At 68.9% G+C, this 25,272-nt stretch carries 32 protein-coding genes and 2 pseudogenes; 18 read left to right on the top strand and 16 right to left on the bottom strand.

The features are described from left to right. Positions 1–96 precede the first annotated feature (96 nt). Positions 97–945, bottom strand: coding sequence for an aminotransferase class V-fold PLP-dependent enzyme (locus FH608_RS49905; protein WP_317135627.1), 849 nt, complete (start codon positions 943–945; stop codon positions 97–99). A gap of 47 nt (positions 946–992) precedes the next feature. Between FH608_RS49905 and FH608_RS49910 the strand changes: the two genes are divergently transcribed. After that, positions 993–1,631, top strand: coding sequence for a GntR family transcriptional regulator (locus FH608_RS49910; protein WP_139638255.1), 639 nt, complete (start codon positions 993–995; stop codon positions 1,629–1,631). Positions 1,632–1,680: 49 nt separating this feature from the next. Further along, positions 1,681–2,427 (top strand): SDR family NAD(P)-dependent oxidoreductase, encoded by a 747-nt coding sequence (locus FH608_RS49915; RefSeq protein ID WP_226900662.1) that lies wholly within the window; start codon positions 1,681–1,683, stop codon positions 2,425–2,427. A 396-nt stretch (positions 2,428–2,823) separates the two neighbouring features. On the opposite strand, the gene FH608_RS49920 is transcribed toward FH608_RS49915, so the two are convergent. Together FH608_RS49920 and FH608_RS49925 are read right to left on the bottom strand one after the other, a co-directional pair. Next, on the bottom strand, positions 2,824–3,318 hold the full coding sequence (locus FH608_RS49920) for a DinB family protein (RefSeq protein ID WP_139638257.1): 495 nt from the start codon (positions 3,316–3,318) through the stop codon (positions 2,824–2,826). A gap of 48 nt (positions 3,319–3,366) precedes the next feature. Continuing rightward, positions 3,367–3,993 carry an SAM-dependent methyltransferase gene (locus tag FH608_RS49925; RefSeq protein WP_139638258.1) on the bottom strand — a complete coding sequence of 209 codons (627 nt, stop codon included), beginning with the start codon at positions 3,991–3,993 and terminating at the stop codon, positions 3,367–3,369. 99 nt (positions 3,994–4,092) lie between these two features. Here FH608_RS49925 and FH608_RS49930 point away from each other — a divergent pair, with 99 nt between their 5' ends. After that, the gene (locus FH608_RS49930) at positions 4,093–4,689 is read left to right on the top strand and encodes a helix-turn-helix domain-containing protein (RefSeq protein WP_394367753.1); all 597 of its coding nucleotides are present in this window, start codon (positions 4,093–4,095) and stop codon (positions 4,687–4,689) included. Positions 4,690–4,797: 108 nt separating this feature from the next. Here the strand turns inward: FH608_RS49930 and FH608_RS54095 are convergent. Further along, positions 4,798–4,943 (bottom strand): annotated as a pseudogene (locus FH608_RS54095) (IS3 family transposase); the annotation flags it as partial. A 51-nt stretch (positions 4,944–4,994) separates the two neighbouring features. Here FH608_RS54095 and FH608_RS52305 point away from each other — a divergent pair. Beyond that, positions 4,995–5,216, top strand: a complete 222-nt coding sequence (locus FH608_RS52305; RefSeq protein WP_193319088.1) for a hypothetical protein — start codon at positions 4,995–4,997, stop codon at positions 5,214–5,216. 298 nt (positions 5,217–5,514) lie between these two features. On the opposite strand, the gene FH608_RS49940 is transcribed toward FH608_RS52305, so the two are convergent. Both FH608_RS49940 and FH608_RS54100 read right to left on the bottom strand, forming a co-directional pair. After that, positions 5,515–6,027 carry a hypothetical protein gene (locus FH608_RS49940; RefSeq protein WP_139638261.1) on the bottom strand — a complete coding sequence of 171 codons (513 nt, stop codon included), beginning with the start codon at positions 6,025–6,027 and terminating at the stop codon, positions 5,515–5,517. Between the two features lie 58 nt (positions 6,028–6,085). Then, a complete protein-coding gene (locus FH608_RS54100; protein ID WP_264372965.1) occupies positions 6,086–6,217 on the bottom strand; it encodes a hypothetical protein in 132 nt (43 codons plus the stop codon). 459 nt (positions 6,218–6,676) lie between these two features. On the opposite strand from FH608_RS54100, the gene FH608_RS49945 reads away from it, so the two are divergent. The 3 genes from FH608_RS49945 to FH608_RS49955 all read left to right on the top strand — a co-directional run bounded on the left by FH608_RS49945 (position 6,677) and on the right by FH608_RS49955 (position 9,842). Next, positions 6,677–7,633: a D-alanine--D-alanine ligase family protein gene (locus tag FH608_RS49945; RefSeq protein WP_139638262.1), complete on the top strand. Its 957-nt coding sequence runs from the start codon at positions 6,677–6,679 to the stop codon at positions 7,631–7,633. Positions 7,634–7,638: 5 nt separating this feature from the next. Continuing rightward, positions 7,639–9,009: a UDP-N-acetylmuramoyl-tripeptide--D-alanyl-D-alanine ligase gene (locus tag FH608_RS49950; protein ID WP_226900686.1), complete on the top strand. Its 1,371-nt coding sequence runs from the start codon at positions 7,639–7,641 to the stop codon at positions 9,007–9,009. 140 nt (positions 9,010–9,149) lie between these two features. Next, entirely contained in the window at positions 9,150–9,842 is a 693-nt protein-coding gene (locus FH608_RS49955) for an aspartate/glutamate racemase family protein (protein ID WP_139638264.1), read from the top strand. Positions 9,843–9,966: 124 nt separating this feature from the next. On the opposite strand, the gene vanY-N is transcribed toward FH608_RS49955, so the two are convergent. After that, positions 9,967–10,539, bottom strand: a complete 573-nt coding sequence (vanY-N, locus tag FH608_RS49960) for a D,D-peptidase/D,D-carboxypeptidase VanY-N (RefSeq protein ID WP_139638265.1) — start codon at positions 10,537–10,539, stop codon at positions 9,967–9,969. Between the two features lie 165 nt (positions 10,540–10,704). Here vanY-N and FH608_RS49965 point away from each other — a divergent pair, with 165 nt between their 5' ends. Genes FH608_RS49965 through FH608_RS49975 form a run of 3 tightly spaced genes read left to right on the top strand, consistent with a single transcriptional unit; the run spans position 10,705 to position 13,392 of the window. Beyond that, positions 10,705–11,418: a response regulator transcription factor gene (locus tag FH608_RS49965; protein WP_139638266.1), complete on the top strand. Its 714-nt coding sequence runs from the start codon at positions 10,705–10,707 to the stop codon at positions 11,416–11,418. A 7-nt stretch (positions 11,419–11,425) separates the two neighbouring features. Beyond that, on the top strand, positions 11,426–12,898 hold the full coding sequence (locus tag FH608_RS49970; RefSeq protein WP_226900664.1) for a sensor histidine kinase: 1,473 nt from the start codon (positions 11,426–11,428) through the stop codon (positions 12,896–12,898). Then, complete coding sequence (locus tag FH608_RS49975) at positions 12,895–13,392, top strand: hypothetical protein (protein WP_139638267.1); 498 nt, start codon at positions 12,895–12,897, stop codon at positions 13,390–13,392. The genes FH608_RS49970 and FH608_RS49975 overlap by 4 nt, the downstream gene beginning before the upstream one ends. A gap of 165 nt (positions 13,393–13,557) precedes the next feature. Here FH608_RS49975 and FH608_RS49980 read toward each other — a convergent pair whose 3' ends face one another. After that, positions 13,558–14,208 carry a response regulator gene (locus FH608_RS49980; RefSeq protein ID WP_139638268.1) on the bottom strand — a complete coding sequence of 217 codons (651 nt, stop codon included), beginning with the start codon at positions 14,206–14,208 and terminating at the stop codon, positions 13,558–13,560. After that, entirely contained in the window at positions 14,205–15,302 is a 1,098-nt protein-coding gene (locus tag FH608_RS49985) for a sensor histidine kinase (protein WP_226900666.1), read from the bottom strand. The genes FH608_RS49980 and FH608_RS49985 overlap by 4 nt, the downstream gene beginning before the upstream one ends. A 127-nt stretch (positions 15,303–15,429) precedes the next feature. Between FH608_RS49985 and FH608_RS49990 the strand changes: the two genes are divergently transcribed. Next, the gene (locus tag FH608_RS49990) at positions 15,430–16,092 is read left to right on the top strand and encodes a hypothetical protein (protein ID WP_226900667.1); all 663 of its coding nucleotides are present in this window, start codon (positions 15,430–15,432) and stop codon (positions 16,090–16,092) included. A gap of 204 nt (positions 16,093–16,296) precedes the next feature. On the opposite strand, the gene FH608_RS53625 is transcribed toward FH608_RS49990, so the two are convergent. After that, positions 16,297–16,638 carry a hypothetical protein gene (locus FH608_RS53625; protein WP_226900696.1) on the bottom strand — a complete coding sequence of 114 codons (342 nt, stop codon included), beginning with the start codon at positions 16,636–16,638 and terminating at the stop codon, positions 16,297–16,299. On the opposite strand from FH608_RS53625, the gene FH608_RS54655 reads away from it, so the two are divergent. After that, complete coding sequence (locus FH608_RS54655; protein ID WP_226900689.1) at positions 16,576–17,097, top strand: PucR family transcriptional regulator; 522 nt, start codon at positions 16,576–16,578, stop codon at positions 17,095–17,097. The genes FH608_RS53625 and FH608_RS54655 overlap by 63 nt on opposite strands. A gap of 194 nt (positions 17,098–17,291) precedes the next feature. Here FH608_RS54655 and FH608_RS50000 read toward each other — a convergent pair whose 3' ends face one another. Next, on the bottom strand, positions 17,292–17,759 hold the full coding sequence (locus FH608_RS50000) for a MarR family winged helix-turn-helix transcriptional regulator (protein ID WP_139638270.1): 468 nt from the start codon (positions 17,757–17,759) through the stop codon (positions 17,292–17,294). Between the two features lie 96 nt (positions 17,760–17,855). Here FH608_RS50000 and FH608_RS52310 point away from each other — a divergent pair, with 96 nt between their 5' ends. Then, positions 17,856–18,032, top strand: coding sequence for a hypothetical protein (locus tag FH608_RS52310; protein ID WP_193319089.1), 177 nt, complete (start codon positions 17,856–17,858; stop codon positions 18,030–18,032). Between the two features lie 120 nt (positions 18,033–18,152). Here FH608_RS52310 and FH608_RS53630 read toward each other — a convergent pair whose 3' ends face one another. Beyond that, the gene (locus tag FH608_RS53630) at positions 18,153–18,863 is read right to left on the bottom strand and encodes a hypothetical protein (protein ID WP_139638271.1); all 711 of its coding nucleotides are present in this window, start codon (positions 18,861–18,863) and stop codon (positions 18,153–18,155) included. A 47-nt stretch (positions 18,864–18,910) separates the two neighbouring features. Then, a pseudogene (locus FH608_RS54660) lies at positions 18,911–18,985 on the bottom strand (hypothetical protein); the annotation flags it as partial. Between FH608_RS54660 and FH608_RS50010 the strand changes: the two are divergent. Together FH608_RS50010 and FH608_RS50020 are read left to right on the top strand one after the other, a co-directional pair. Continuing rightward, complete coding sequence (locus FH608_RS50010; RefSeq protein WP_139638272.1) at positions 18,954–19,520, top strand: tyrosine-type recombinase/integrase; 567 nt, start codon at positions 18,954–18,956, stop codon at positions 19,518–19,520. The pseudogene FH608_RS54660 and the gene FH608_RS50010 overlap by 32 nt on opposite strands. A 152-nt stretch (positions 19,521–19,672) precedes the next feature. Further along, entirely contained in the window at positions 19,673–20,140 is a 468-nt protein-coding gene (locus FH608_RS50020; RefSeq protein ID WP_139638273.1) for a site-specific integrase, read from the top strand. Between the two features lie 314 nt (positions 20,141–20,454). On the opposite strand, the gene FH608_RS52325 is transcribed toward FH608_RS50020, so the two are convergent. Further along, the gene (locus tag FH608_RS52325) at positions 20,455–20,598 is read right to left on the bottom strand and encodes a hypothetical protein (RefSeq protein WP_193319093.1); all 144 of its coding nucleotides are present in this window, start codon (positions 20,596–20,598) and stop codon (positions 20,455–20,457) included. A gap of 458 nt (positions 20,599–21,056) precedes the next feature. On the opposite strand from FH608_RS52325, the gene FH608_RS50030 reads away from it, so the two are divergent. Beyond that, positions 21,057–21,617, top strand: a complete 561-nt coding sequence (locus FH608_RS50030; protein ID WP_139638274.1) for a cysteine hydrolase family protein — start codon at positions 21,057–21,059, stop codon at positions 21,615–21,617. Between the two features lie 1,006 nt (positions 21,618–22,623). On the opposite strand, the gene FH608_RS50035 is transcribed toward FH608_RS50030, so the two are convergent. Together FH608_RS50035 and FH608_RS50040 are read right to left on the bottom strand one after the other, a co-directional pair. After that, entirely contained in the window at positions 22,624–23,514 is an 891-nt protein-coding gene (locus FH608_RS50035; RefSeq protein WP_139638275.1) for a LysR family transcriptional regulator, read from the bottom strand. A 215-nt stretch (positions 23,515–23,729) separates the two neighbouring features. Further along, positions 23,730–24,107, bottom strand: a complete 378-nt coding sequence (locus FH608_RS50040; protein ID WP_139638276.1) for a hypothetical protein — start codon at positions 24,105–24,107, stop codon at positions 23,730–23,732. A gap of 121 nt (positions 24,108–24,228) precedes the next feature. Here FH608_RS50040 and FH608_RS50045 point away from each other — a divergent pair, with 121 nt between their 5' ends. Further along, positions 24,229–24,690: a carboxymuconolactone decarboxylase family protein gene (locus FH608_RS50045; protein ID WP_139638277.1), complete on the top strand. Its 462-nt coding sequence runs from the start codon at positions 24,229–24,231 to the stop codon at positions 24,688–24,690. 161 nt (positions 24,691–24,851) lie between these two features. Further along, entirely contained in the window at positions 24,852–25,265 is a 414-nt protein-coding gene (locus FH608_RS50050) for a VOC family protein (protein ID WP_139638278.1), read from the top strand. Positions 25,266–25,272 lie beyond the last annotated feature (7 nt).

A 25,272-nucleotide genomic window follows, 5' to 3' on the forward strand; every position in this document is an offset into this window, starting at 1 on the left:
ACCACTACGCTGGCCACGAGGTCTCCGGTATTTCGTTCTTCTTGGTCGTTGAACCATCTACCGGAGACCTCTTCGTTCAACGATCACCGACACGCCTCACACGTGATCTTTCGAAACACGGCCTAGGACCGCGGCGACGTTGCTCTCCCACGTCTCGAACATCTGCGCCGTCTCCTGGACCTGGTACTGGTTCGGGGCGGTCCAGGTGGCGGAGTGCAGGTCGAGTACGGCGGGTTTCAGGCGCTCGCGCAGCCGGGGCCGGACGTAAAGGAAGCCGGTGCCCCGGGGGCCACGCAGGTACTTCCGGCCTGGCGCGCTCAGGGCGTCGCAACACAACCGTTCGACGTCCAGGTCCAGTTGGCCGGCCGATTGGCATGCGTCCAGCAGGAACGGGACGCCGGCATCTTCAGCGATCTTCCCCACCTCTTCCGCCGGGTTGATGAGACCGCCCTGGGTGGGCACGTGAGTGATCGCGATCAGGCGCACTCGCTCGTCTATGCGGCGCCGCAGATCTTTGACGTCCAACTGCCCGTCCGCATCGTCGCCAACCACCTCCACTCGCGCACCGGTCCGCTCGGCGACCTGCAGATAGGCAATGACGTTGCTGGCGTACTCCGCCCGGCAGGTCAGGATGCGGTCGCCGGGCTCGAACGGAAGGGCGTAAAACACGGCTTGCCACGCCCTGGTGGCACTGTCAGCCAGAGCGATGTCGCGGCTGTCGGCGTTGAGTAGGGCGGCGATGGAGGCGCGAACCATGGCCAGCCGTGGCGCGGCCTCTGCCGCCGCCCGGTAGCCGCCGTGCAGCGCCTCGGCGCGCAGGTGAGCCATCACCGTGTCGGTCACGACCGCAGGCGGGAGAGCAGCTCCAGCGTTGTCGAGATGGACAACCTCTGCGCAACCGGGCGTCTCCATGCGGGCTCTCTTCCACCACTGTATACTTTTCATGGAAGCTGAATACAGTTGAATCGAATTGAGTGCAAGTAGGTGAGGCTGTGAGCCAGAGTGGGGCGCCGCTTCGGCGGGACGTAGCCGAGCACATCACCGGGCGCATCGTGGACGGCCGACTGCCGGCGGCCGCCCGTGTCAACGAGGTCCACCTGGCCGCGGAACTGGGAGTGAGCCGGACACCGCTGAGGGAGGCCCTGGTAGAACTCGCCGACCGCGGTCTGTTGGTCGCCGAGCCCAATCGCGGCTTCCGGGTGCCGCCTCTGGATTTGGACGAGGCGCGCAAGCTCTATCCACTGGTGGGTGAGCTCGAGGCGCTCGCGCTGCGCTGGACGGCGCCGCAGGACCTCCTCGGGCTCCTCGACCGGCTCGAACAGCAGGCGGAGCAGATGGAGGCCGTCCTGGAAGGCGGGGGCGACCTGTCGGTTCTCGACGACAACTGGCACGGGCTGCTGCTGTCCGCCTGCGCCAACGCCCACCTGATGCGGCTCATCGTTCAGACCAAGCCACTGCTCAAACGCTACGATGTGCTCTACTTCGGTGGACCGGAACGCGCGCGGCGCAGCCTGGACGAGCATCGGCGCATCCTCGCTGCCATTCGTGCTCAGGACCTCAACGAGGCGGCACGGCAGCTCACCCAGAACTGGGCCAACGGGGCGGCCTATCTCGGCTGCCGCCCTCGGTAGGCGAGCCGTGACCAATGCACCATCGGTCAGCGGCACAAGCGGTGCCGACTTGACCGGGCATGTCGCACTCATCACCGGCGGTTCCTCGGGCCTGGGCCACGCCATTGCCCTCGCCCTCGCCCAGGCCGGCTCGGCAGTCACAGTCGTCGGTCGGCGACGGGAAAGCAGCGAACGGGCCGCCGCACAGATCACCGCCCTCACCGGACGCCCGGCTTCTGCCATGGCCTGCGACGTCAGCGACGACGACGGTGTTCGCCGAGTCGTGGACCAGGTTGCCGACCGGTACGGCAGGCTGGACATCCTGGTGACCAGTGCCGGGGTCCAGGCCAGAGGTGAACTCGACCGCCTTGGAGCGGCCGCGCTTCGGCACTGCCTTGAGGTCAACGTCGTCGGGACCTTCCTGGCGTGTCAGGCGGCCGTTCCCTTGATGCGGACGGCAGGATACGGCCGCATCGTCACCCTGGCCAGCGCTCTCGGCCTCGTGGGCGCGGCCGGCCGGGCGGGCTACGCTGCCAGCAAGGGGGCGGTGGTCCAACTCACCCGGAGCCTGGCGGTCGAGTTGGCCGGCACCGGCATCTGCGTCAACGCTCTCGCTCCTGGTCCGTTCCGCACCCCACTCAATGCGGACGCCGACAACGATCCTCGCGTGCGTGACTTTCTCGAGCACCAAGTACCTGCGGGCCGCTGGGCAGAGACCGGCGAACTGACCGCAGCCGCCCTGCTGCTGGCCAGTCCCGCCGCGTCGTACATCACCGGTGCCGTCCTGCCCGTTGATGGCGGCTGGACCGCCCACTGAAGCTTGTTCCTTGACCTCCGGATTGTTGTGCTGAGCGGCGGGTTGATCGTTTCGCGGACAGCAAGACGGCCTTGAGTGATCATGTGCGGTGTCGAGTCGCTGCCGATCGCTACACGGCCGTGAGGGGGAGTCTGCTGAACGATGCCGCCTTGTGTGTCAATCCCCTCAAAGATCCGCTGCTCCGCGCGGCGCTCTTCGCGGCCCGTCCCAGCGCAGTCTGGAGATCGACGGGCTGAAACAGGCCCGCCGAAGAGATCGGCGGTTTCCTTTTCTGTCAGACTTCTGTGAGACATGGGACGTACGAGTCCTTTTGATGTGAAGCGGGTTGGAGGAAGCGGCGCGACATCGGCCGGCTTGCGGTGATCATGTGTTCTTAACCTGGAGAAGGTGGTGGGGTCAGCGTCCGGTCGTGCCGTCGATCAGTTCGCGGAGGATGTCCGCGTGGCCGGCGTGGCGGCCGGTTTCCTCGATCATGTGGGTGAGTGCCCAGCGGATGCTGGGAGCGGGGCGGTCCGGCCGCGGTCGAGGGAGCGGGGCGCCGAGATCGGTGCACTCGTCGAGAACGTCGTTCGCGCGCTCGACCGTCTCGTGGTAGCGGGCGACGACATCGGCCACGCTGTCGGCAGGTGCGGCCTGGAACGTCGCCTGCCAGTCGGTGACGTCGTCGCCGAGGAAGATCGAGCGTTCGACGAACGTCAGGTGGTTGAGCAGGCCGAGCAGGTTCGTGCCTGATGGCACCGCGGTCGTTCGCGCCTGCGGTTCGGGTGCACCGTCGACCTTCGCGGCGACCGAGGCCCGGAGGTAGTCGAGGAATCCACGCAGGACCTCGGCCTCGCTGCCCCCGGTCCGGGGCGGCGGAGTATCGCGGCGGCGGCGCACGGTGTCAGCCATGGTGGTCTGCTCTCCCTTCGTGGGGTGGGGGTGGCGCTGTTCGCCGTGTCAGGCGGTGCGGTGGATGAGCAGCACGTGATCGGTGACCTCCGCGGTGCGCCCGTCCGGCCCGGTCGCGATCCTGCGGGGTGTGTTGGCCCGCTCAACCGTCCACGTCGCCGGGTCCAGATCGATACCCGCCGCGACCTCCCTCGGGCTCGGGTACCGGACGTCGGGATCCTGGTTCCACGACCACGGCGCGGTCGAGCCGTGGTCGACGACCAGCAGCCGCCCATCCCGGCGCAACGCGTGCGCGGCCGAGCGCAGGACGGCCACCCTGTCCAGGTCGAAGGGGGTGTGCAGGTAGTGGGCGCAGATCAAGTCGAATTCGCCGTACGGGAAAGACCCGCGCAGGTCGTGCCGCACGGCGGTGACGCGATCGCCCAGGCCGTGTGCGCGGGTGAGTGCCGCGAGCCGCTCGACCGCCACGGCCGAGATGTCGGCGGCGGTGACGTGCCAGCCCTGCCTGGCGAGCCACAGCGCGTCACCGCCGGCGCCGCATCCGAGGTCCAACACGTCGCCGGGCGGCAGGCTCGCGACCATTTCGGTGAGTCGGGCATTCGGCTGCGGATCGGTGGCCGCCGGTCGTGCCGCGTACACGCCGTCCCAGAACATGACCGTCTCGGTCCCGTTCATCAAGGCTCCTTCCGTCTGTGTCCGGCCAGTCTCGCCAGGCCCACACCGATCTGGCACGAAATCTTGCGGTTCTGGCAAGATGGCCCCGTGGGCCTTGAAATGGACGAGGTGCTCGGCGCTGTGGGGCCGCGCCTTCGGGCGCTGCGTCGTCATCGCGGTATCACCCTCGCCGAGCTCGCGACGACGACCGGCGTGTCGGAGAGCACGCTGTCCCGGTTGGAGAGCGGGCAGCGCCGGGCGACCCTGGAGTTGCTGCTGCCGCTGGCCCGTACGTATAACGTTCCGCTGGACGACCTTGTAGGCGCTCCGCGCACCGGCGACCCCCAGGTCCACCTGACGCCGATCCGGAGGTTCGGGATGACCTTCGTGCCGCTGTCCCGCCGGCCGGGCGGGGTGCAAGCGTTCAAAATGATCATCCCTGCCCAGCCGGAACCGCTCGTACCTACCCTGCAGACCCACGACGGCTTCGAATGGCTGTACGTGCTCAACGGACGCTTGCGGCTCATCCTCGGAGAGCGCGACCTGACGTTGCCGCCCAGTGAGGCGGCCGAGTTCGACACGTCCGTGCCGCACTGGCTGGGCAGCGCCGACGGCGGCGTGGTGGAACTCCTTATCCTGTTCGACCCGCAAGGGATGCGTACGCACGTACACGCCGACCCGCATCGGCCGTCTCACGGCGGGGGCCACCGAACTTAGGTCGGTCCAGTGCGGGCCGTCGGTGCTGGGGCCGAAGACGTCCGCCGCTGCGGCGCGGACCGGGGCCAGGGGCCGTCGGGGGCCGCCCCGAAGTGTGGACACCGATCGTTATGCGGCGAGCAGCACCCTAACGATGGTCTGCTGCTCGAAGTCGATCGGGCTGAGATGGCCGATGGTGGAGTGCCTCCTGCGGGTGTTGTAGCGAGTGATCCACTTGAACAACATCGCCACGCTGTACCGCAACCTTCCCACCGAGGGACCTGTTCGAGGCCGTCTACCTCGACGAGGTCGAGGCCCTGGCGAAGATGGCCGCCGAACTCGGCAATCGCGGCCCGTGGGAGGCCCTCGTGACCTGGCTGACGCAATTCGTCAGTTACGCCACCACAAAGAAGACCGTCTACGATGCGATCGGACAGGTGATCTTCCGCGAGCTGCTCAACGTTGAGACCGGTGTGCGGCGCGACGCCGTGGTCAAGGCCGACAAGGAATCACGGCGATTCCCGCAGGCCGCCTCGACCGGCTGTTGACCTACCCGATCAAGCACGGGACGTACATCCGGGACCTGGCCGCGATCAGGTAGGGCTGCGCTGAGCGGCGGCCGTGTCCGTTACCGGCCGCGCCTACGGAGGCCGAGGCGACCACGCCCGCCCGGTGGACCCCGGCGCACCCTGGCGCCCGACAACCGCCGAGGCCGACCCTTGATCGCGACACGCGGCCGGCGCGCGCGAGAAAGGCCGCCACCCATCGAGCCCAGGACGCGCCGCGGCCGGTGCTCGGCCTGATCGCGGCGGCCGTCAAGGGCCGGCGTACAGGGCTGAGCCGGGCTCAAGGGCCGGATGCCGCGTCCTGGCCGGCGGACTCGAGTGGCTTCGGGCGTTTGCCCTCTGAATAGGCGATCGACATGCCGACGGCCTGGACCAGCCCGGCGACGAGCAGGAGGTAGGCCAGGACGGATTGCCATGGGGGCAGGGCGGAAAGGAACTCGGTGGAGTCGGACAGGGCCGCCAAACCCCTGACAGGGTTCATCAGCGCGATGAAGAACCCCAGCGCGTACGGGACGATGAGGACGCCCGAGATCACCAGCAGGGGCATCCCGCCCCGGCCACGCCGCAACAACATCCCCATGACCGTGTAGGCCAGCGCCACCACGCCGACGAAGAGAGCAGTCCACCAGGTCACACCCCAGCCGTCCACCCCGAGCGTGGTCATCCCCGAGGCGTCGACATGGGCGCGCACCCCCCTGCGGACGGCCAGATAACTGGTGCCCGCGTACGCCGCGACCAGGACCGGCCCCAGGGCCAGCAGGACGAGGCCGACCGGCCGAGCTCTCCGAGACATCCGCTCTCCTCATCACTCCTGGTTGTGGGGGCAGACTCGCAAAGAGCCGCAGATTGGGCTAGCCGAGCGCGCGTAGACCGGACTCCGCTACCTTGGTGGCGCGGCGGGCGGTCTCCCGGATGTCATCCAGCGAGCGATAGTTGCGCATGTTCGCCGCCAGCATGATCGGTGCCGCGTGCAGCCGGACCACCCTCAAGGTCTCCGACGACGCGAACCTGCGGTGAGTGTCACTTGCTGTGGCGGATCGCTGCCCGTACAGCGGTGTAGATGACGACCCAGAACGCCGCCAGGAAGACAAGGATCGAGATGATTTCGCTGAGACCGAGACTCATACCGGCAGGGTAAGGACCCGCAATTGCTGAACTCTTGACGATCACTTGCAGCACCGAGCCTTGTACGGCGTCGATGAGCCGCCCGTGGCCACCACCTCGTTCTCGCCCAGCGTGTCCTCGCCGCGCACCAGCGCTACCAGAACCCGCCCCGCCGCTGGTGGCAGCGCTGTTCATGCTCAGCGCGACCGTGACACAACCATGACATGGCGCTGACGAGCCGGGGACACGATCGGCCGACAGTGGACGGGGTTGACCGGCACCTGTTCCCTCGCGGTGGGTCCGGCTGTCTCTGTGCCACTGAGGAAGGCTGATAGATCGTGACCGAACGCGTGCGCGTGGCGGTGCTGGCGGGTGGGCCGTCCGCCGAGCATGAGGTGTCGCTGCAGTCGGGGCAGGCCGTCCTCGAGGCTCTGCCGAGGGATCTGTACGAGCCCGTCGCCGTCATCATCGACCGGCAGGGCAGGTGGCCGGTGGAGCTGAGACGCGATCTGGCCGACGTGGTCTTCCCCGTGCTGCACGGGCCGTACGGCGAGGACGGCGTCATCCAGGGTCACCTGGAGGCGCTCGGCATCCCGTACGTGGGCTGCGGCGTCCTGGCATCGGCCGTGGGCATGAACAAGGTCGCGATGCGGCGCACGTTCCTGGCGGAGGACATTCCGGTCACCCCGCACGTGTGGTTCACCGGGCACGAATGGCGCACCACCACCGACCACTGGGGGCTGGTGAAGTCGCTCGACTGGCCGATGTACGTCAAACCGGCCAGCATGGGCTCCTCCATCGGCATCTCTCGTGTCACCTCCATGGAGGAGCTGCGCGCCGGTGTGGATCTGGCGCTGGCCCACGACCGGGTGGTCATCGTCGAGCAGGGCCTGACCGCGCGCGAGCTCATCTGCGGCGTGCTCGGCGGACATGACACGCCGGAGGCTTCTGTGCCCGGCGAGCTCATCGTGCCCGGCGACTGGCTCGACTATGAGGCCAAGTACCTCAGCCAGGCCGAGATCGCCACCATCCCCGCCGTGCTGCCGGAACGGGTGGCCGGGGAGGTGCGTGAACTGTCCGTGCGCGCCTTCCGGGCGATCGGCGGCTACGGTCTGGCCCGTGTCGACTTCCTCTATGAGGAGGACACGGGACGCCTGTACGTGCTGGAGATCAACACCATGCCGGGCTTCACCTCCCGTTCCGTCTACGCCAGAGCCTGGGCCGCGAGCGGTGTTCCGTACCCGGACCTGCTGCGTCGCCTCATCGACCTCGCGTTGGGCAGGAGCGGCTCGTGATCCCCATGACGCTGAACACGATCGCGCAGGTCGTCGGCGCACGCCTGTACGACGTGCGCGACCCGGAGGCACTGGTGACGGCGCCTTCGGCGGTCGACTCCCGCGAGGTGGTGCCTGGCGGCCTGTTCGTCGCGACGGTCGGCGCCCGCGTCGACGGTCACGACTACGCGGCCGGTGCCGTCGCGGACGGAGCCGTCGCCGCGCTGGCCTCGAGGCCCGTCGGCGTGCCCGCACTCGTGGTCGAGGACGTCCAGCTCGCGCTCGGCCTGCTGGCCGGCCACCTGCTCGAACACATCAGCCCGACCGTGATCGGCCTGACCGGCTCCGTGGGAAAGACCACGACCAAGGACCTGCTGGCCCAGGTGCTCGAACGGCACGCAACGACGGTCGCCACCGACAGGTCGTTCAACAACGAGCTCGGGCTGCCGCTCACCGTGCTGCGTGCCGATGCCACCACCCGATACCTGGTGCTGGAAATGGGTGCGGGCAGGAAGGGCGACCTGACCTACCTGACCGGGCTCGCACCGCCCCAGGTCGGGCTGGTGCTCAATGTCGGCACCGCGCACGTGGAGCGTATGGGAGCCGGGCCGGCCGACGTGGCCGAGGCCAAGGGCGAGCTGGTCGAGGCACTTCCGGCGGACGGGTTCGCCCTGCTCAACGCCGATGACCCGTACGTCATGGGCATGGCCGGCCGCACCAAGGCCCACATCCTGTTGTACGGCAGGTCGTCGGGGGCGCAGGTGCGAGCCGAAGACGTGCGGATGGGCGACCGGGCGCGAATCGCGTTCGAGCTGGTGACGCCCTCAGGTCGCGCCCCGGTCGAGCTTCGGCTCATAGGCGAGCACCAGGTGAGCAACGCCCTGGCCGCCGCCGCCGTCGCCACCGCACTCGGCCTGGGCGTCGCCGAGATCGCCGACGGGCTGAACGCCGCACGGCGGCGCTCCGCGGGCCGGCTGGAGATCGTCGAACGACCTGACGGCATCACCATCGTCAACGACGCCTACAACGCCAGCCCCGAATCCATGCGCGCCGGGCTGCGGGCGGTGAAGGCCCTGGCCGGCACGCGCCGTACCGTCGCCGTGCTCGGCGCGATGGGGCAGCAGGCGAACGCCTCCCGCGCCCGGCACGCCGAGATGGGCCGGCTCGTCTCCGACCTCGGCTTCGACGTGCTGATCGCGGTCGGAGCGGGAGATCCGCTCGCGATGGCGGAGGCAGCGCAGTCCTCGAACCAGGGCGTGGCCGTCCATGCCGCCGAGGACGTGGCAGGGGCCCTCAGGCTGGCCACCGCGCTTCTCGAACCGGGAGACGTGGTGTTCGTCAAGGCTTCAAGCGAGATCGGGCTCGGTGCCTGCGCCCGTGCGCTGGCCGGCGCCTGACCGCCGGCGCGTCGCCGAGGCCCGAGCGGATCGGGCAAGTTCATGCCGACGCACTGCAGGGCCGGACTCGACCAGGCCGGCGGCGGCACCATCACCGTGGCCGGCGCCGCCGCCGGCACAGGCCAACGAAACGGAGTTCCATGCGTGCTATCGGTCTCATCGGCGGGTTGAGCTGGGAATCGACGGTGATCTACTACCAGGTCATCAACCAGCGGGTACGCGAACGACTCGGCGGCAGCCATTCCGCCGACAGCCTCATCTGGTCGGTCGACTACACGACCGTCGAGGATCTCATCTTCGACGGCCGCTGGGACGAGGTGAGCACGTTGCTGACCGGTGCGGGCGGGAAACTGGAGGATCTCGGCGCCGAGGTCCTGCTCATCTGCAGCAACACCTTCAGCCGGGTGAGCGACGACGTGGCGCGGGCCGTGAGCGTGCCCGTGCTGCACATCGCCGACGCCGTGAGCGCTGAGGTCCGCGCCAGGGGGATGCGCAAGGTCGGCCTGCTGGGCACCCGCTTCACCATGGAGCAGCCCTTCTACCGGGATCGGCTGGCCGCCCACGGCTTCGACGTGGTCGTCCCGCGGCGTGAGCAGCGGGAACTGGTCCATCAAGTGATCTTCGACGAGCTGGTGCGCGGGGTGATCCGGGAACCGTCCAGGGACGTGTACGCCCGGATCGTCGCCGATCTCGCGGACGACGGCGCCGAAGGGGTCATCCTCGGCTGCACGGAGATCGAGCTCCTCATCGGTGACAAGGACACCGCCATCCCGGTGCTGCCGAGCGCCCGGCTGCACGCGGAGGCAGCGGCCGACTTCGCGCTGGCCGACTGACACATCCTCGGCCCCCGGCGACATATCGCGTCATCCCTCTCTGCACGCATCGGTCGATGCCACTGTCGAATGCCCGGGCCCGTCAGCGTCTCCCATCGCACTCATGAGCGGGCCCGGACCTGGGCTACATCCGGTCCCTGCGCTCGCTCACCCCACCCACGCCGGGGTGGGGTCGCCGTCGTGGTGGCGTGCCGCCGCTGTCCGGGCGGTGCTCGAAGTGCCACCACTCGTTGTCGTAGATGCGGTAGAGGTCGTAGCGGGCGCCGTGTTCCTCGAGCCAGCGCGCGCCTTCGTGCGGGCGCACGTCCAGCGCGATGCCCTTGACGTGGTTGGATTCCGCCGGTGGCAGCACGAGCATCCGTGCCAGGGCCGGGGAGCCGGCGCGGCGCACCTCCTCGTCGAACATGCGCTGCTGGACAAGGGGATCGCGGTATCCCGAGGTGAGGCCGATGAGCTGGCCGTGACGCCAGAGCGCCTCGGTGCGCGCCGCGGTGAACGCCGCCAGAGCGCCGTCGGTGAGCCCGGTGAGGTCCTCGGCGGGGAATCGCATCCCCAACGCCCAGCGGCAGGCCAGTTCGCGGGAGCGGCCGGGATGGCGAACGAACGCCGCGGGCAGCAGGAGAACGGCGAGCACCAGCGTGATCGCGGCGTACAGCCGGTCACGGGGCTGAGGTGGGATCGTGCGTGGCTCGTTCATGACGAACTACGATTGGTGCGGAATATGTCCGCGTTGTCCGCCGCATGTCACCGTTTCTCGACGGCGGCCACCGCCGGCGCGACCGTGACACAACCATGACATGGCGCGGACGAGGCGGGGACACGGCCGGCCGACAGTGGAGGGGTGTTGACCGGCGGGCGAGCTATGGGCGAGTTACGGGGGCGTGCTGTGAAACCCGGCGGCGGGTCGCGAGTGTTGTTGATCGAGGATGACCCGGCCATACGAGAGGGCCTTGAGCTGGCCCTGACCCGGCATGGGCACCGCGTGCGCGCGGTGGAGTCAGGCGAGCAGGGGCTGGACCGCCTTCGAACGGACCTGCCCGACGTCGTCGTGCTCGACCTGATGTTGCCCGGCATGGACGGGTTCGAGGTCTGCCGCCGCATCCGGGCCGCCGGAGAAGTGCCGATCATCATGCTGACCGCGCGTGGCGACGACATGGACGTGGTGGCCGGGTTGGAGGCGGGCGCCGACGACTACGTGGTCAAGCCGGTGCAGCCCAGGGTGCTCGAGGCACGCATCGGCGCCGTGCTCCGGCGGATCGGCCGGGACCAGGCGGAGCTGGAGCGGTACGGGGACCTGACCATCGATCGGGCCGGGCTGGTGGTCGCCAGCCGCGGCGTGCCGGTCAGCCTCGCCCCGACGGAGCTGCGCCTGCTGCTCGAACTCTCCGGCACGCCGGGCCGGGTGCACAGCCGCCAGCAGCTGCTGGAGTCGGTGTGGGAGCACGGGTATTTCGGCGACTCGCGTCTCGTGGACGCGTGCGTGCAGCGGTTGCGCGCGAAGATCGAGGACGACTCGGCGGCGCCCGTCTACGTGCAGACGGTGCGTGGGTTCGGGTACCGGTTCGGGCCGGTGTGAGCCGCCGGTGGCACCTCGAGCGAGCCTGGGGCTGCGTGCCCGGCTGCTGTTCGCGTTCGCACTGCTGTGTGTGGTCACCGCGGCGGCGGTGACCGGCGGGATGTACGTCGATGCCCGCAACGCCATCCTTCAGCGGACCCAGGACGCCGCGGTGCAGGCCATGAAAAGGCGCATGGAGCAGCTCTTCCCGTTGCGTAGTGTGGCGCCGGGCCCAGACGAACTCCGCGAGATCGCTGGCACCATGACAGATGGGGACAACCGCGCCGTCGCCGTCTACCACGAGGTGCACTCGCTGTCCGGCCCGGCGCCGGGGCGCTGGAGGCCGGACTGGAAGTGGCAGATCCTGGATCCCAAGGTGATTCCACCGCGGCTGCGGCAGACGGTGGCCGACGGCGTCATGGCGTGGCAACGCGTGGTGTGGCAGGGCGAGCCCTACCTGATCATCGGCGCGCCGTTGCTGGTCGTCGGGGAGGACCGGACGACACGGGTGTCCGGCATCGAGGTCTACACCGCGCGCAGCCTGGGTCCCGAACAACGCAGCATCGACGAGCTCGCCGGACGCGCCTGGCTCGCCGGTGGGGCGGCCCTGGCGTTCGCGGTCGTCCTGGCGCTGCTGGCCACCCGTGGCGTGCTGGGCCCGGTGCGCGAGCTGGGTCGGGCGGCACGCCTGCTGGGCGAGGGCAACATGAGGACCAGGATCGCGGTCCGCGGCTCCGACGAGCTGGCCGACGTGGCACGCACGTTCAACACCGCCGCCGCAGAGCTGGAACGGCACGTCAAGCAGCTGCGCGAGATGGAGGCCGACGCCCGCCGGTTCGTGGCCGACGTGTCCCACGAGCTGCGCACCCCGCTGGCCGCGCTCGCCGCGGTCGCCGACGTCCTGGAGGAGGAGGCGGCCCGGTTGCCCGAGCCCGCCGGCAGGGCCGCCATGCTGGTCAGCCAGGAGACACTCAACCTCACCGCTCTGGTGAACGACCTCATCGAGATCAGCAGGTTCGACTCCGGCGTCGCGGCCCTCGCGCTGAACGAGGTCGACGTGGCCGAACTCGTGCGCGCGACCTTGCGTGTTCGGGGCTGGTCGGAGTCGGTGCACACCGAGCTCGCCCCCGGAGTGACGGCGCGGCTGGACCCGCGCCGAGTGGACGTCGTCCTCGCGAACCTGGTCGGCAACGCCCTGCGGCACGGCGAGCCGCCGGTTTCGGTACGGCTTCGCGCCGACGCGCACTGGATCGTTCTCGAGGTCCGCGACCACGGACCGGGGCTGGCCGAGGCGGTGCTGCCGCACGTGTTCGACCGCTTCTACAAGGCCAGCGCGGCCAGGGCCAGGTCCGAGGGCAGCGGCCTGGGCCTCGCCATCGCGCGGGAGAACGCGCGTCTGCACCGAGGCGACCTCACCGTCACCAACGCCCCGGACGGCGGCGCCATGTTCACGCTGCGCCTGCCACGCCAGGCAGTCGACCCGGACGGAAGCCCCGAGTGAGGACCCGACTCGCCCGCCGCATGCTCGCCGCGGGCCTCGTATCGTTCATCGCCGTTGCCGGTTGCGGCGTGCAACCCAGCGACGTCATCCCCGTCGGCCACCCGCCGAGCGGAGGGGTCGCACCGACCATGACGATCACTCTCTACCTGGTGAAGAACGGCCGGGTCAGCGCGGTGACGCGGCACGGTGGTCGTCCGATGTTCTTCACGGACACGCTGGCGCTGCTGGCAGCCGGACCCACCACGATGGAACAGGCGGACGGATTCACCACCGAAGTCCCGCCCGAAGCCGGTCCGTTCGAGGTGACCCCCCAATCGGCCGACCACGTGGAGGTGACCCCTTCCACTCCGGCAAGCGAACTGTCCACACTGGCCATCCAGCAGATCGTGTGTACTACCGCCGCCGTCACGACGCCGCAAAGCCCTGCCCAGGTCACCGTCGTCGGCGCCAGGCAGCACGTCGGCCCCCGGAACTGCCCGGGCAAACGGCAGTGACGTGCGGTTCGGTGAGGGCGACGTCGATGACCGCGGCGGCAAGACCGGACAGCCGCGCGGGGCCAGCGGGCACGGGCGTGCTCGGGTGGCACCTGCGGTTGCGCGGAGAGGCAGGATCGCCCCGCGGAAAGCGCCCGCCCCGAAGGTGGCCGTGAATGGCCGGCCTCAATCGCCGGGCCGGATCAGGCCCGACTCGTATGCCGCGATAACCGCATGCACTCGATCCCTGGCCCCCAGCTTCGCGAAGACGTTGCTGACGTGCGTCTTCACTGTGTGCTCACTGACGACGAGCGCCACCGCGATCTCCGCGTTCGACAGGCCGCGACCGAGCAGCACCAGCGTCTCCTGCTCCCTGCCGGTGAGGAGGTCAAGCCCAGCCGGCCGCTTCCGCGGCAGCTTGGACACCATGTCATCGATCAGCCGTCGCGTCACGGACGGCGCGAGCAGCGACTCCCCGGCGGCCACCACCTGGACGGCACGCACGAGGTCGTCCCTGCGTACGTCCTTGAGCAGGAAGCCACTCGCCCCGGCGCAAAGGGCGTCGTAAACGTAGTCGTCCTGGTCGAAGGTGGTCAGCATGAGGACACGTGTGTCCGTTTCTCCGCACACCACGCGCGCGGCCTCGATGCCATCCATTCCCGGCATCCGGATGTCGAGGAGGAGCACCTGAGGTCGATGCGCCCGTACAGCCTCGATCGCCGCGAAGCCATCGCCCACCTCCGCGACCACGGAGATGTCCGGCTGCGTGTCCAGGATCAGCGCGAATCCGCTGCGGACCAGCTCCTGGTCGTCGGCGACCACCACGTCGATCGTCATCCGGCGACCTCCGCGACCGCGCGCGGGAGCCGTACCGAGACCTGGAAACCCCGGCCGGAAGGGGCAGGGCCGAAAGAAGCGGTCCCGCCGCACGCAGTGGCCCGTTCCCTGATGCCGATCAGCCCCTGGCCGCCCTCACCGTTATCAGGCCCGCGACCGTCATCGGTCACGGTGACCCGCAGGGACTCCGCCTCCCAGGTGAGACGAACCTCGGCCGAGCGGGCGCCGGCGTGCTTGACGACGTTGGTGAGGGACTCCTGGATGATGCGATACGCGGCGACCTCGACGTTGTGGCACAGGTCGAGCCGCGTACCCGTCTCGACGAGGGTTGCTTGGGCGACCCGGTCCACCAGGTCGGGGACGCTGTCCAGCGTGGGCTGCGGATCGAGCGCTCCTCCCGTCTCCTTGAGCAGCCCGAGCATCCCGCGCAGCTGTCCCATGGCGTTTCTGCCGCTGGCGGCGATCGCGTCGAACGCCGCCTCCGCCCGCTCCGGCTGGGTGCGTACGGCGAGCGGGCCGGACTCCGCCTGGACCACCATGAGGCTGACTGCGTGGGCCAGGATGTCATGCATGTCCCTGGCGATCCGGTCACGCTCCTGCTGGGCCGCCCGCTCCCCAGCCAGCTCACGCTCCCTTTCGACCCGCATCGCCCGCTCCCGCAGCGCGAGCGACTGCTGCCGGGTCAAGACCGCCACCCGCCCCAGAGCGTAAGCCGCCACCCACACCGCCAGCGTCCGTACGTAGGTGTCCACCGATCCCGCGAAGAACAGCGTCCCCACCGCGGTGAGCACGATCGCCACCAGCCGATGTGGTGGTGGCGACCGATAGGCGACGGTGTAGACGGCGACCAACCAGCCGTACCAGATCGGCTGATCCGGCCCGTTCCCGATGATGTCGTAGAACGGGATCGCGCTCAGTACGGCGAACATCACTGTCAGCGGAATCCGGCGCCGCAGCAGAAGTGGCAGCGAGGCCGCCAGCACAGGCAGCAGGAGCACGAGCGACCACTCCCCGTCGGCCAGCGTGAACGGCGCGAGCTGAGCGGCGAGCACGCCGACGGTCAGCGCCACGTTCACCAGGGCCGGTGGCAGCACACGAAGTCTGTCCAGAAGCGCCATATGGACAAATAACCACAGCCGCCACCCGAGCACATCACCGGCGAGAGGGACTTCCCTGGACGACACTCGCCTTGGGGACCGAGAGGGAGAATCCCCCGCGCCGGTGATCACATTTCACGGCCGGGACGCGACCCTGGTCACCATGAACCTCACTCCCACGTCGTTCGTCCTCGCTCCGCTCCTCGCACTGGCCTACGGCGCCATCCACCTGCTCGACGGGCTCGACGGCAGCCACGGGCCCGGCCTCGCGTGGACGGCGGGTCACCTCGCCTTCCTGGCCGCCCTGGCGCTGTTCGTACCGCTCGTCCTGGAGCTCGCCCACCGGGCGGCGAACCGGCGGGCCGCCACCGCGATCGCGGTGTTCAGCCTGATCGGTGTGGCGGCCGGCGGCGTCCAGTTCGTCATCGACCTGGTCGTCGGGTTCATCGCCGCGGACAGGGCGGAGATGGGGCGGCTCTTCGACCAGGTCCAGCAGGTCCCCGGGGTGGAACTCGTGGTCTACGCCGTGGTACCGACATTCTTCTACGCCGGCCTGATCACCCTGGTCGCCATGCAGGCCGTTGCCGGGCGGATCGGATGGTGGAGCCCGGCGCTCATCGCCCTCGGCGTCGGCGCCGTGGTCGTCGACAGGGATCTCCTTCCGCTCAGCGCCCTGCTCAACCTCGTCGGCCTCGCCCCGCTGAGGAGGGGACCCGTTCGCGCGGACGCCGGACCGTCGCGCCCTGGCCGGGCGGCGAACGCTACCTTAGGTGACTTTTCGCAGTAAGGCATATTCGTTGAGTAACGTTATCGCGTACTTGCCTCAGTGATATCCAGGGTTCTCAGGCATGTCAGGCATGTCAGGTGCACTGCCTCGGTACTACCGCTGAGCGGGTGTGTCCAGTCAGTGGCGTGCGCCGTGAGGCGCTGTGCTTTGAGTGGAGGTAGGAGACCTCGACGGCAGGACAGCGCTGGTCACGGCCCGGAACTCCTAGTGACCACGGGCGGGGCCCGGCTCCGGCGGGCGCCGTCCAGCGGCGCGCTGACCGAGGCCGTCGCGCTCGCGTCCGGCGTGCGTCCCCGACAGCTCGTCGCGGTTTACCGCGACGTCATCGTCGCCGTGTCCGACCCGGCCCAGCGCGACCTCCTGAACGCTTACCGCACGGCACGCGGCGCGCTCACTGTCGCCGGCCATGCCGGGCGGAGCGGCAGCACGATCACCCTCGACGATCTCGGCGTCGCGGGGCTTCTCCTGCAGCTCGGGGATCCCGTGCGGCTGCGCGCGTACGCCGACCGTACGCTCGGCACCCTGATCAGGTACGACCGCGACCACGGAGCCGCTCTGCTGCGGACCCTACGCACCTACCTCGACTCCGGTATGGACCGCCACCGCGCGGCCCGCGCCCTCACTCTGCACCCGAACACGGTGAGCCAGCGCCTGCGCCGCATCGAAGCCCTCACCGGCCTCGACCTCCGCTCCTCCCAGGCAGTGATCGACGCCGGTGCGGCCCTCATCGTGCTTGACGTGGCAGAAGGAACCGATGCCGCGCGTGACCCGGGCGTGAGGCCGGTGGCGTACACGTCCGGGTCCTGTACTGGCCATATCGGGCCGGAAAGTCCCGCTAAGCCTCCAAGAGCCGGCGCGCGCGGAGGGGCATCGGGTCCGCGAGTAGACGGGAGCAGAACGAGCTGGTCTTGGTTGCGCGTACCGGCTGGTAGTCCCCGCCGGCGCAGCCGTCCCCGGGCTCGCGGGGCGGGACTGGGACGAGAGCGACCTGTGCCGGTGGCGTGAGGATGGGGAGTGGAGTCTGCAGGGCCCGGACGGGGTGATCGAGGTGGAAGTATTCGGCTTCTTGGGCGGCATCACCGCCCGGAACGTGGCCGGCGCCAAGGCCGCCGCCGTGCTCGGCATCGACCGCAGCACGGCGACCACCTCGCCACGCCGGCCTCCTGACGACTCAACACCATCGCGTGCAGGACACGTCTTCAGCCTGCGTGCACTCCTGCGGTACCTCGGGCCGCCGCGATCACCCGCGTCAGCGACCGGTGCAGGTCCTGTAGCTCTTCCAGGCTCATGCCGAGACGGGCCACGATGGCCGGAGGGATCTTCTCGGCTTCAGCCCGCAACGCCCGGCCGGCCGGAGTGAGGGTCACACACAGTGCCCGCTCGTCCTTGCTGTCACGTTCACGGTTGATGTAGCCGAGCGCCTGCAGCCGTTTGAGTAGGGGCGACAGGGTACCCGGGTCGAGTTGGAGCAGCTCGCCCAGTTCCTTGACCGACAAGGGTTCGTACTGCCAGAGCGCGAGCATGGCCAGGTACTGCGGATGGGTCAGGCCCATGGGCTGGAGCAGGGGCCGGTAGAGGGCGATCACGCTGCGCGAGGCGATGCTGAGGGCGAAGCACACCTGCCGGTCCAATGCCAGCAGGTCTGTGGTTTCTGTCACAGGCTCCATCGGTGGGCTCCTCCGTGCGCGCATGTTAACTTACTTGGTGTACAAACTATTATGGCGCAAACATACGGTGCGCAAACGATGCGAAGGAGTCTCGCCGTGTTTCATCGCAAGCCGCTGGAGGAGCGCATCGCCGAGCGCCAGGCCCAGATGCAGCCTCTAAAGGAGGGCAAGCACTTCGAGCACGGCCCCGCCAAGTTCGTCTTCATCTCACTGATCGCCGTGATGGTGCTGATGCACACGGTCGGGCTGGCCGTCGCCATGCACTTCTCATGACCAGCACCAACCCCTGGGTCATGCGACCGGAGGTGCCAGAGGCGGCCTCATGGCGAGCTGGCCCTCTTCCCCGGCGTCTACATCGACCGACCACGCATATCGGCGTTCTACTCCCGGTCCTTAACGCAGCTCCTTGCCATTCAGCAGCAGCCGACCGCCCTTGCCCTCCGACAGGGCCAGGCCTTCGTCGTCTACGCCTATCCGCAGCTTCAGCGGCTTGGACGGCCGTTGGCGCAGCACCACCTCGTGCCGGAACCCGGCCGGCAACGCCGTCACCACCAGGTCAGCCCCGATTCCGGCGGCGTCGGTGTAGGTGGCCACACTGCCCTTGACGGTCGGCTTGGGCAGCGGTGTCGGCCAGCGCAGCGCGTGGGACCCGCCGGCAGCCCGCATGGTTACGAACGGGTCCGTGCCGCCGGTGGAGAGCTCCACGGCCGCGCCCTCGGCAAGGGCCTTGGGCCGCAGCTTGCCGCCCTGTTCGGCCAAGGTGGTGTCGATCGGCACCCACCTGCCGCCCTGCCTGGTCCGCACCGGACCCGCCGTGACCTCGGTCTTGAACGTCCTCCCGTCCGGCTGGGCATACGTAATGCTCGTCGCGATTGTCGCGTCAGCAACCTCGACGGCCTTTCCTTGGCGTTCCGCCTCGCGCGAGGCGGCGGCGAGCGCCTGGGCAGGCGTATTGGAGATGCCGTTGCCGTTCTTTCCAGTGATCCAGGACGCCGTCTTGTTGAGCGTCGCGGTGTGGCCGCTGCCGGAAGAGTCGGCAGCTGAGGTTCCGGTTCTTCGTCGAACGTCCAGTTCGCCACCAGGCCGCCGACGGTGAAAGACCACGGGTACTCGTCCATGCGGTTGTGAGAGGCGTCTCTTCCGTCACGGACCTCGGCCTTGTACGTGTCACCGGCCTTCAAGAGCTGACCGGGAGTGAAGGTCAACGTCTTGCCGGTGGCGTCCATGCGGTGCGGGTGCAGCGACGAGGTCAGCGGCAGGCGACTGGGTGGTCGTTGTGGCCGTTTGACCGAGGTGGGGCATGGGAGCTGGTATTTCGCGGTTCAGGTTGTGGAGGCGTCGGGTCGGCCGGAGCGGGTTCGGCGCGGTGGCTTCGCGAGCGCTGAGGCGGCGCGGTGTGCGGGCCGTGAACTGCTGATTGCAGAGGTGGATGGGCCGCTGTCTGCCGGGTGCACGGTGGGGCAGTGGTTGCGGTACTGGTTGTCGGTGGTGGGGGTGCGGTTGCGGCCGACCACGCACCGGGCCTATCGGGATCATGTGCGGTTGCATCTGGTGTCGTATCTGGGCCGGGTCAAGCTGGCGGAGTTGTCGCGGCAGGACGTGACGCGGATGTTCGTGGCGTTGGGGCGGCGGCGGAATCGGTACGGCCAGCCGATCAGCGCCTCCACCTTGGAGCGGATTCGGGCGACGTTGCGGGCGGCGCTGAATCACGCGGTGCGTGAGGACCTGATCCCGAGTAACCCCGCGCAGGGCGTCCGGTAGCCGGTGCCGGTGCGGATGCATCCGGTGGTGTGGACGGCGCGTCGGGAGGCGGCCTGGCGGCGCGGGGGAGAGCGGCCGGCGGTGGCGGTGTGGACCGTCGAGCAGCTGGCCGCCTTTCTGCGCTTCGCGCGTGAGGATTCGCTGTTCGTGCTGTGGTGGCTGGTGGCTGGTGGCTGGTGGCCTTGCGCGGGCTGCGGCGCGGGGAGGTTGCGGGCCTGCGCTGGGTGGATGTCGATCTGGAGCGGCGCGAGCTCACCATCGCCCATCAGCTGGTGCACACCGACGAGGGGCTGGTCTTGTGCGAGCCGAAGAGCGCGGCCAGCCGGCGGACCTTGGCACTTGATCCGGAGACCGTGCGGCTGCTGCGCCGGCACGAGCGTGCGCAGCGCCGTCTACCGGGGGAGCGGTGGTTACCGACCAGCCCGCTCTTCACCCTGGGCAGCGGAGCGCCGGTGCAGCGGAGCTACCTCACCCACCGCTTCCGCAAGCTGGTCGCCGCGAGCGGGCTGCCGCCGGTGCGGTTGCACGACCTGCGTCGTGGAGCTGCGACGTTGGCGCTGGCGTCGGGCACGGAGTTGAAGGTGGTGAGGGCACGCTGGGGCATGCCGGCATCGTGCTGACCGCCGACACCTACGTCTCGGTGCTGCCGCAGCTGTATCACGACAGCGACAAGGCGACCGCGCGACTGGTGCTGAAGCTCCCATGACGGGCGCTTAGCGGGCCGGAGAGCATGGAGATGCCGTCCCGCCGGCCGCGTGAAGCGGGGGGAGTTGGGCCGCGTCTTTAGTCGCCGACCACACCGTTCGGGAGGATGGTGTGGAGGGGCCGCCTCCGCTCAGGAGCGAGGCGCTGATGGTGGTCAGCCGGGCGACCAGCGGGCCGGTGAGAGCGGCCGGCGCGGGGCCGGCGGCTGCGGGCGCCGCCAGCGCGGCGGTCAGCAGCGCGCCGCCGCGAGGGCGATGGCCACGCGATTGAGGGATTTCATGAGTGCCTCCATGAAGTGATAGGCGTCGGCCGCGGCCTCCCTGATCCGCGCGGCCATCACATCCGCGCCGGTTGTGGCGCTGCGGGCGCGCAACGCTGTCGCCGACAGGCCCGAAGCTTGTCGATTTCGGGATCGCCCGTGCGCTCGATGCGACCGTCATGGCTCGGACGGGAACATTCGTTGGCTTTGCTTCCGCATGACCGAGCTGGCCGCTTACCTCGGCCTGGACAATCCACGATGTCCGGCTTCATTGACCGCACCCAGCGCAGGGGTTGCTGACGCCCGGCAAGAACCTCGACGACGGCTGGGGCGTCGACGTGTACGTGGCCCCGGCCGGTCACGAACTGACCGAGCGCGTGGAGGACAGTCGGCGCGCCCTGGCGGGCAGCCCGCGGAGAACCGTTCCACCGAGTGAGCCGGCGATTCGCCGTTCGGCCGATGGCGAACGTGACTGACGCCGCAGGTACGGATATGTCCCACTATCGTCGTACTAGATCGACAACACGAGCGTGAGGATGGCCGATGGTACGTCGTACAGTGAGAGAGTCCGCATGACCACCACCGCCCTGATCGTCGGTGACCTGCAGGCGGGCATCGTGGACAACTACCCCTTCGCCGCCGGCGTGCTACCCGTCGTGGAAAAGGTCGTCCCCGCGGCCAGGGCCGCCGGAATCCCGGTGATCTTCATCCGGTTCGGGCTCCGGGCCTCCGGCCTTGACGTGGCAGCGGGCAACCAGGTGATCCACGCCCTGCACGGCGCCGGGACGCTGTTCCACGAAGATTCCGCCGAGACGCTCGTACACCCGCGAATCGAGCCGTTGCCGGGCGAGGCGGTCGTCCTCAAGCGCCGCGCCAGCGCGTTCGCGGGGACCGACCTCGACCGGATCCTGCACGCCCAGGGCATCGACTCGCTCGTGCTGGCCGGTGTCGCGACCGGGGCCATGGTCGCCGCCACGTTCTACGACGCCGCCGACCGCGACTACCGCCTGACCGTGCTCAGCGACGCCTGCGCCGACGCTGAACCCGACGTGCACGACTTCCTGGTCAACCGCGTCTTCCCGGCCCGGGGAGCCGACATCCTCACGGGCGCCGAGTGGGTCGCCCGGCTGTGACGCTTACGGGAAACCTCACCACCTCCCGTCAAGGAGGACAAAGGCCACCGGATCGCGTCTCAACTCGCCGATCAGACTCCACCCTCGGCCTTCAGCACGCACCAGTTCCGACCGTTCGGCATCAGCAGGGTAGCTGCGGATCCGGCCGTAGGGCGGCGGAGCGCGCAGGTAGGCGCGTGCGGCGTCAAGGGCGGCGGCCATGCTGCCACTTCCGGCAGTGGCTCACTGGTGAACGTGACGCCATCGACAGGGAACCTCCGACGCCAGGAGGGCCAGTTCGCGCGCATGGCGTGAGCCATCAGCCGCCGACGTGTGGGGATCCATTCCGGTTCGGGGCAGGCCGGGCGCGACGCCGGTGGTTGATCCAGAACCCGCTCCAGGCGGCCTGGAGCGGGATCGGCCGAAACTGGCTGCCGTACCGGTGCAGCAGTCGGTCGTAGGCGTGATGGTCGCCGATCCGGATGAGGTCGTGGCGTGCCTGGCAGGCCGTTCAGTCCATAACGCCGACGACGTTGGGCGGGGCTGATGCCCAGCGGCGATGGCTCGAGGTCGACACGGATGGCGGCGCCCTCCACGCCTCGGTGAATCGTGCCAGTCTCAGGCCAGTCGCGATCCAGCTCATGACGGTCAGGCTGCACGGCTCCCCGCTCGGGTTCATGCCACCAGCCCCAATGTAGCTCTGCGTAACAATGGCTGCGGTTCGTACTCGCAGACATGACCAGTTCTCATTCCCGGCTGCTTGAGGACGGCGGCGTCGAACTCGAACACGGTGATATCGGCCGCGCTGTGGTGGGTGACCCGTCGAGTTGGGTGGCGGCCCCGCTGCCGGTTCTGCCGAGACCTGAATCTGTTCGAGGACGTTGGCGAAGGCGCGGTCGTTGCTGCCGTGGGAGGACCCGCGACCAGGACCTCAGCCTGCGCGAAGATGACGGTCAGGGACCCTGCCGTCAGCGCTGATAGAGGGCTGACCAGGGTGTCTCGCCGAGCTCGCGGTTGCGGGCGTTGCTCATCCGGTGGTGGCGCCTAGGTCGTGGACGGTCTGGGCGAGGGCGCGGACAAGGTCATTGTCGGTGTCGGTCTGCCACACCAGGGCGTACGTCAGGGGCGGCATGTCGGGGATGGGCAGCCAGCAGAGGTGGGGCATCGACCAATACCGGGTGACGTGGGCGGGAAAGGTGTGGACGATCTCGCCGGTGCCGACGAGATCGATCAGTTCGTCGGTGTTGGTGATGGAGGCGATGCGTTCGATCGTCTGCCCGCGCGGGGTGTGGAAGGGCAGGTAGCTATCCTGCCAGTAGTCCGGCATGTCGGTTGCGATGGCGTGCTGGAAGTCACCGAGCGCTTCCAGCGGAATTGAGGACCGTCCGGCCGGTTCGCGGGCGCCGGAGACGGCGAGCACCCGGCGGTCGGTGAGCAACGACGGGCCTACGGTCAGGTCGGGCTCTTCCACGGGTAGCCAGGCGATCAGGACGTCCATCTCACCGTCGCGGAGGGCGGCGAACGGGTCGACGAAGGGGGCGCGGCGTAGCTGTAGTTCCCATTGCGGGTGCCGCGCACGGAATGCCTGCCAGTACGGGTGGAAGTCGTGGACGTTGAAGGGCAGCATGCCCACACGCAGGCGCGCTGTGATGCCTCGGGAGGCCATCCGGGCGCGTTCAAGGCTTTGCTGCAGCCCCGAGTAGACCGGTCGTAGGTCGTCGCGCAACTGCCGTCCGACTGAGGTCAGGCGGACCTGGCGGCGGTTGGAGCGGTCGAACAACGGGCTGCCGATGCGACGTTCCTGCTGGCTGATGGCCTGGCTGACCCTGGCCTGGGACACGTGGAGCCGGGTGGCGGTCCGGCCGAAGTGCAACTCCTCGGCCAGAGTCAGGAAGATCTCGATATCCCGAATCTCCACTTTATCCTCATTTGCGTCATAAGTTCCAAGTTATCGAATCATACGGAATCTCGCGTTGATGTAGACGCGCGACCGCTCCAAGGTAGGAGACGTCCAAAACCGCACGCGAGGGCGGTGCCGGAGCTGACCGCTCGAAGGAGAAGGCCGTGAGCACGACGCTCGACATGACGACGATGTAGGCGATGCATGACGCGCTGCGTCGCGAGGCCGAGTACCTAGCCAGGATCACCGCTCGGGTCGACGGCGACCCCCGCGCCCTCCTGCGCACCACGGCTGGCTGGGACCTGTTCAAGGCATTCCTGCACGTCGCCATCAACCAGGTCATCGAGGCGATCGGCGCGGCACTGGCCCACTCCGAGATCGGCATGGAACAGCTCGGCGACCTCACCGACTCCCTGGTTACCGGCCTCGCTGGCCGCCTCGGACACGAGGAGGACCAGACGCTGCCGGCGATCCAGGCAGTCATCACCCAAGAGTCGTGTGCACACTTCGGGCAGATCCACACCCAGTGGATCGGCCGCGATGCGTCCCGGATCCTGCCGTGGCTCCTGGATGGTGCGAGCGAACAGGTCATCACCACGATCCTCGCTCAACGCCCCGAACCCGATACGCCAGGCCTACCTGGCCCTCGTGCGGCCCGGCGACTGAACCTCGACATCCGTCTCATACCTCAGACCAGACCGCCAGCAGAAACGACGAGAAAGAGGAAGAACGATGGAAGCTCGCATGACGAACCCGGCCTACGTCCTCCCCGATGTCATGACCGGCATTCAGGCGATCTTCAAGGGCATCAACAGCAGCGGGATCTCCCAGGAACTGCAGGAGATCGTCGGCCTGCGCACGAGCCAGATCAACGGCTGCAGCGCCTGCGTGGTCAACCACGCCAAGAGCATGCGGAGGACCGGCGCCGACGAGGACAAGATCGCGGCCGTGGCCGCCTGGCAAGAGGCCCCGTACTTCTCCAGCGCCGAGCGGGCCGCCCTGTCCTTGGCCGAGCACGTCACCCGGGTCGCCGATCGCTCCGGCGAGGCCATCCCCGACACCCTTTGGGACGAGATCGCCGACCACTTCTCCGAGGCGGAGATCTCCGGCCTCCTCATGAGCATTGGCATCACCAACCTCTTCAACCGCCTCAACGTCACCGTCAAGGAGCCGGCCGGCCAGAGATGGGGCTAGGACCGTCCTCAGGCAGGGCGAGGAGTAATGAGCATCGCGCTCGCGACCGGTTTCAGCGGCGCACACCCGTGCCCGCGCGGCGTCCGAGCCCTGCCTGGATGGCCGGCCGGGCACATGATCACCCATGCACCGCATAACCATCCCTACATAAGGAGTAAGACATGAAGGCACATGTCAGCTCGATCCTTCTTGGCGTCCGGGACATGGACCGGGCCAAGCAGTTCTACACCGAGGGGCTCGGCTGGAAGGTCGGGCAGGACTTCGGCATCTCGGTGTTCTTTGAGTCGGACGGCGCCTCGCCCGTCGGCTTCTACGGCCGCGAGGGTCTGGCCGGCCTGGCGGGCACGAGCCCGGAGGGCAGCGGCTTCAGCGGGCTGGTGCTCACCTACGTCGTGCGGAGTGAGGCGCGGGTGGACGAGGTGATGGCGGAGGCGGAGAAGGCCGGCGCCACGATCCTCAAGCCCGCCGGCGCCCTGCCGTGGGGCGGGTACGGCGGCACGTTCGCCGACCCGGACGGCTACATCTGGAGTCTCGGCTACAGCGAGCAGGCCACGGACCAGCCCTACGCGGAGTAGAGGAGCA

It is taken from the genome of Nonomuraea phyllanthi (assembly GCF_006334985.2).
Classification (GTDB): Bacteria; Actinomycetota; Actinomycetes; order Streptosporangiales; family Streptosporangiaceae; genus Nonomuraea; species Nonomuraea phyllanthi.

Bases quoted from the DNA above. Each gene is read 5' to 3' on its own strand.
- FH608_RS49930 (WP_394367753.1), top strand. From the start codon at position 4,093: ATGGACGAGGTGCTCGGCGCTGTGGGGCCGCGCCTTCGGGCGCTGCGT.
- FH608_RS49965 (WP_139638266.1), top strand. From the start codon at position 10,705: ATGGGCGAGTTACGGGGGCGTGCTGTGAAACCCGGCGGCGGGTCGCGA.
- FH608_RS49955 (WP_139638264.1), top strand. From the start codon at position 9,150: ATGCGTGCTATCGGTCTCATCGGCGGGTTGAGCTGGGAATCGACGGTG.
- FH608_RS49905 (WP_317135627.1), bottom strand. From the start codon at position 945: ATGAAAAGTATACAGTGGTGGAAGAGAGCCCGCATGGAGACGCCCGGT.
- FH608_RS49950 (WP_226900686.1), top strand. From the start codon at position 7,639: ATGACGCTGAACACGATCGCGCAGGTCGTCGGCGCACGCCTGTACGAC.
- FH608_RS49980 (WP_139638268.1), bottom strand. From the start codon at position 14,208: ATGACGATCGACGTGGTGGTCGCCGACGACCAGGAGCTGGTCCGCAGC.
- FH608_RS49940 (WP_139638261.1), bottom strand. From the start codon at position 6,027: ATGTCTCGGAGAGCTCGGCCGGTCGGCCTCGTCCTGCTGGCCCTGGGG.
- FH608_RS52305 (WP_193319088.1), top strand. From the start codon at position 4,995: ATGGCCGCCGAACTCGGCAATCGCGGCCCGTGGGAGGCCCTCGTGACC.
- FH608_RS49925 (WP_139638258.1), bottom strand. From the start codon at position 3,993: ATGAACGGGACCGAGACGGTCATGTTCTGGGACGGCGTGTACGCGGCA.
- FH608_RS50000 (WP_139638270.1), bottom strand. From the start codon at position 17,759: ATGGAGCCTGTGACAGAAACCACAGACCTGCTGGCATTGGACCGGCAG.
- FH608_RS50030 (WP_139638274.1), top strand. From the start codon at position 21,057: ATGACCACCACCGCCCTGATCGTCGGTGACCTGCAGGCGGGCATCGTG.
- FH608_RS50050 (WP_139638278.1), top strand. From the start codon at position 24,852: ATGAAGGCACATGTCAGCTCGATCCTTCTTGGCGTCCGGGACATGGAC.
- FH608_RS49920 (WP_139638257.1), bottom strand. From the start codon at position 3,318: ATGGCTGACACCGTGCGCCGCCGCCGCGATACTCCGCCGCCCCGGACC.
- FH608_RS50045 (WP_139638277.1), top strand. From the start codon at position 24,229: ATGGAAGCTCGCATGACGAACCCGGCCTACGTCCTCCCCGATGTCATG.
- vanY-N (WP_139638265.1), bottom strand. From the start codon at position 10,539: ATGAACGAGCCACGCACGATCCCACCTCAGCCCCGTGACCGGCTGTAC.